This window comes from Halovulum sp. GXIMD14793 (assembly GCF_054457435.1).
This window is the reverse complement of sequence record NZ_JBTLNE010000105.1, coordinates 1-4883: the sequence shown is the minus strand read 5'-3', so window position 1 is coordinate 4883 and position 4883 is coordinate 1. Positions and strand designations below refer to the sequence as shown.

Sequence of the window (4883 nt, the reverse complement as noted above, 5' to 3'; positions counted from 1 at the left end):
AAGGCCTAGATGGCCCGAAGCTGCATATTTGGGCTTTTGGTGGAACAAAAGGCGTACAAAGCCCGACTCATGAACGCTGCAGATACATCGCAACGTTATCGGCTGGAAACTTGAAGCCTCGCCCATCCGAGACGCGCTCGGCACTGATGGGATATTTCGGCCTATTGGGATTGATGGCGACGATACGGAAGAGCTCATCTTTCGACCGGAAGGTGCGGCCATAGTCGGCGGGGTCTAATCCAAAATGAGGAGCGAGCACCTCGAACATGGCTTTGTCGGGCGAGTAGATTGCACCGTCCTTTTGAGGAATGCCGACACGGAAGCCGATCTCAAAGCTGTGGCGCAGATCAATGTCGCTCAGTTCACCGCCTTCCACCGTTAGCCCGTGTGTTTCAGCTGCGGCGGTGCAGGCTTTCATCATATCCCGACGCAAGCGATCGCAGAGCTCTGGCGTCAGATTGCGTGGTGGCGGCACCTTGGCTTTCGCTGGCACGGGCACTTTGGGCGCAGGAGGCTTTCGCTTTCGGGCGTTCTTTTTCATGTATCCAGCCCCTCCGCGACATCACCGGTCGATAGCATTTGCGCCTTTGCTTTATAGACAGTGCCGCGCGAGATCCCCATTTCGCGTGAGATTTCAGTGGGGGAGCAACCTTCAATAAGCTTTGCTTGGATGGACGCCATATCGATCTTGGGCACACGCCCGCGATAGACGCCTTTGCTCTTGGCTGCTTTGATCCCCTCAGCTTGCCGCTCGCGGCGCAGGTTGGTCTCGAATTCGGCGAAGACACCAAGCATGTCGAAGAAGGCCTTGCCCGCGGCTGTGGACGTATCCACCGGTTGCTCGGTAGCGGCGAGATGCGCGCCCTTCTGCTTCAGCTGAGCGACGATGATCTGCAAATCGCGCATGGACCGCGCCAACCGGTCGATGCGGGTGACGACCAGCGTCTCGCCTGGGTGAATGAAGTCGAGGATTGTCTTCAACTCGGGGCGGCCTTCAAGCGTCGCGCCACTGCGCTGTTCCTGTCGTACCATCCCACATCCCGCCGCTGTCAGCGCCTCGATTTGGGCATCAAGGTTCTGATCCATGGTAGAGGTGCGGGCATATCCGATTTTGGCCTGATAAGTGTTCATTTTGGGTGTGCTAAAGGAATATTGTGTTCATTATATCGTTAGACACCCAAATTGCACATCTTTTGTCAGCGATTTCTGTTCACGAGAGATGTTCACATAAAGTATACCCAAAATAACGCACCTAGCCCTCTATAACCCACCGAGATGTCCGCCGCGTCTTCTGTCTTTGCAGTTTCGCGAACTGCTCGCTGACAACGTCAGCGTGGATTTCATCGTGAGCCCAGTCAACGTATCCAGCTTCCTCCGCCCAATCGTGTTCTGGGTGGCTTGCATCCTCACGCGCCTCCTTAAACATTTCATACATCGGCGGGCCTCCAATGTCCTCCGGCGGGGTTGCCCACTGACCGCCTACAAAACGCGGTAGCGGTTCGTTCGGCCCGACAGCGTGCTTTGAGACCAGTTCGATGCGGTGTAGCCAATCGTCGCCAAAGTCGTAGGTATAAGCGACCGGCGGCACCTTCGCATTCAAGAAGAAGTCGAGCCTTTTCGTCTTCGCTTCCAAGACCGGCGGCCCAAACATTGGTTCCATCACGAAGTCGCTATCTTTCATCTCGTATTTTCGGTCACCAACATCAAAACCCCACAGATGCATATCGTACCAAAGAAACGCAGCCTGGATGGCATCGTGCAGATGAGGCAGAGTCTTGTCCGACCTGATTTCGATTTCCCGCCAAGGGGCGGGATCGATATGTACCAAAGTAATCTTCAACCGGAGAATTTGGGGTTCTTTCTTCGCCATGCGCACCTCTATGCGGCCATGAGTTCAAAGTCGATCCGCTTGTCCAGATCGACCTCGAAGCGGCCATAAGGGTTGATGTGTAGATAGATGAGCGGGGAGAGGCCGCGATAGTCCTCGGGGGACAAGCGCGCGACCACATCGGGGTTGTGCAGGACGGCCTGCACCATCCGCGTGTTCACGTAGACCAGTGAGGACTGTAGCAGATGCAGAGCATGGGCTGCGGTTTCCTGGTCCCGCACACGGTTGGTGGCGATCTCGCCGCCTTTGCCGAAGAACACAAAGCTATTGGCGCTGTTCCAATTCTCGACAACGTTCAGCCCTTCGTGGATTTCTCGACGGAAGGCTTCCGAGCGCAGGTATCGGCACAGGAATATCGTCTTGATAGCGCGGCCCAGCTCCGCCAGTGCCTTGTAGGTGGGGTGCATCACATCGGATCGGGCGAACCGGCGCAGGATAGCCTCTGGGTCTGCCGTCCCGTGCCGCATGGCTGCGGCGTATTTGACCATTTCGTCGTACTGGCGTTCGATCTCTTCCCAATCCACTACGCCTGACAAGATCGGCAGGAGATTTGGCAGTTGCCCCCGCATACCGGCACTCGGAAGAGCGAGTTTCTGGCGCGCGATGGCCTTGAGGCGTGGCGCCAACTCAAATCCCAGAAGATGGCAGAAGGCAAAGCCAACTGCGCTTTGGCCGTGGCTGTCCACATACTGCCGCTGGATTTCCATATCCGTGCAGTGCCGCAAGACGCCTTCGATCATTGCCGCCACTTCGGAGGATGAGCAGCGCTTCAGTTGAGAATAGATGCAAGTCGCCTGCCGTTCCACATGCCAGTAAATCATGACGCCGCGCCCACCATAGCGCGCATGCCATTCTGTCATCAGGTTGCGGTCCCAGGCTCCAAACTTGGTGGAATCTCCGGCACAGGTCGTGCCCGGCCTCCCCCATACTTCCGGATCGCGGATTGCCAGCGTCGCGTTGGCGACTTGGGCACACGCCGCTTTCAGAGCCGCAGGATCAATATACCGCCGCCGAATATGTTTGAGCTCGTCATAGCTGACATCAGGCGACCCGGAAGCCACGCGTTTTAGGCCCGCGTTGGTTCCCAAGCCGTAAAGGCAAAGCAACAAGCGTTGATCGCGCACGGGAGCTGGCAAGGCCTCTCGGCTGGCTGATGTCTGAAAGCTGTGCAGAAACCCGGTGTCGAGTGCTGTTTCCTTGAGAACATCCAAAAGTCCGGTCATCGGCCAGGCCCGGGCAACCTCGGCTTTCAGAGCCGCCAGACCAGGTGGCTCAGGAACCGGTGACAATGGCGTAACGGAAATCCGGTTCTCCCCACCACCCCACCGCAGGCGCACCTTGTCATTGTCGGGCAAGGTTGCATTCAACAGACGCAATTCCTTTTCCAACTCAGCCTTTACGCCCGCGACAACGCTCTTTGCATCCTGCGACAACCCCAGATCAGCGTAGTAGGCATCTCGTCGCGTGTCGAAATCCCCTGGCAGGTCATTATCCGGGTTGCGGTAGCGGTCTGCGCCTTCGATCCATATTTCTTTGGCGCGGATGCGTTCCCGCAGTTGCGTCAGCACACAGAGTTCAAAGGACACAACATTGACCCTGCCATTCTCATCAATGACTGCGCTGCGCCATTTTCCGGGGATGACCCCTGCTGGAACATCCCTTTCAGAAACAACCCGGCGACCAGTTTCGGCAAACCGAACGATCACGCTCAAAGCGGTCAATATCGGGTGCCACATGGCGTTGTTTGACCGAAATTGCAAAACCTGAAGCAACGGAGGCAACATGCGGCGGTAGTGGCTGGCATATGAGCTACGCATGGTCTGTTGGATACGCGCGTCCAAGGTCCCCTTGGCGCGATGTTCGTCAATGACGGCCCGCAGCTTGGCCGCGCCTGCAATAGGGAAGATAACGTCTTCGACCCGACCATCGGGATGATCCAGCGCGGCCACGGCAATTTCGACAAGCAAACGTTCCTTGCCGTGAACCGCGCCAATATCGGATGCGATGCCCTGAATGACCTTGCGGCGTGATCGTGTTCCCAGACGATGAACCACCTCCAAAAGCAAATCGATGAGGCCGTCTATCAACTGAGAGCGGCGATGCATCAGATAAACCGCCAGGAGACCCAATCGTCGTTCCAGCGTATGGCGACGCATTTCCGAGGCGGTTTCACCCTCCACCTGACGCGCGAGACGCGCTATCCATCCCCGCTCAACCCGATCAAGAACAGCCATTGGTAGATTGAGGTCATCGACAAAAGACACCTTCCTGGCTGCCAGCAACACGCTTTCCAGCGTTGCCGCGCCCACATCATCCTTCAGTTGCTGAAACCCCGTATCGGCTAAAGGCTCCGAAAGGGCCCATTCCAGCTTATCAATGGTTTCGGCAGTGAGTTGCGCAACTACATAGTTCAGAAAGCCATCTCGAAAATCACGGCGAGCAGCGCGGGCAAGGCGCTCCATGATTTTTGCCGAGGGAACAAACACGCCCATCTGTAGCGCCTGCTCAAAGCCGCGCCCAATCCACTCGGATAAATTCAGATCTCGCCCGCCAAGTTGTTCGGTCATCCACGCTTGGATTTCGGCGCGGTCTCGATCAGAAGTGCGGCGAAACCCTAGAAAATCGAGAATGCCCGCACGTTGCCGCCGCGCGGTGTCACTGGAAAATGAATAGGTCAGATCGTCTGCCGCCCCTATTTGATCCGCGACGTATGAGATCACGTCCGGGTCTAGATCGCTGCGGTCGGTGGGAAAATGACCATGCTGGCGAAAAAAGAGGAGCTGGCACGAAATCATGACTCTAGACTTCGCCCCAAACCGGGTCAGAAATTCAAAATCTGAATACGAAAGCCCCCACTCCGAGGCAAATGCTTGCTCTGTCATGACCCCTCCAGACGCAAGCATCATCTGAGATCATATCAAGCCGTCAATCGCCAATTTGTTCTCTTCATGTTCTTCCAAAAGCCCAAATATGCAGCTTCGGGCCATCTAGGCCA

General features: G+C 56.4%; 4 protein-coding genes. All 4 read right to left on the bottom strand.

Features of this window, described 5'->3' with window-relative positions; translation table 11 throughout:
• Window positions 1-67: 67 nt before the first annotated feature.
• Window positions 68-541, bottom strand: coding sequence for a hypothetical protein (locus tag ACW9UQ_RS18315; protein ID WP_458932432.1), 474 nt, complete (start codon window positions 539-541; stop codon window positions 68-70).
• Window positions 538-1131: a recombinase family protein gene (locus tag ACW9UQ_RS18310; RefSeq protein WP_458932431.1), complete on the bottom strand. Its 594-nt coding sequence runs from the start codon at window positions 1129-1131 to the stop codon at window positions 538-540. Before ACW9UQ_RS18310 ends, ACW9UQ_RS18315 begins: the two co-directional genes overlap by 4 nt.
• Window positions 1132-1252: 121 nt before the next feature.
• The gene (locus ACW9UQ_RS18305) at window positions 1253-1870 is read right to left on the bottom strand and encodes a plasmid pRiA4b ORF-3 family protein (RefSeq protein WP_458932430.1); all 618 of its coding nucleotides are present in this window, start codon (window positions 1868-1870) and stop codon (window positions 1253-1255) included.
• 8 nt (window positions 1871-1878) lie between these two features.
• Window positions 1879-4770 carry a Tn3 family transposase gene (locus ACW9UQ_RS18300; RefSeq protein ID WP_458932429.1) on the bottom strand — a complete coding sequence of 964 codons (2892 nt, stop codon included), beginning with the start codon at window positions 4768-4770 and terminating at the stop codon, window positions 1879-1881.
• Window positions 4771-4883: the final 113 nt, after the last annotated feature.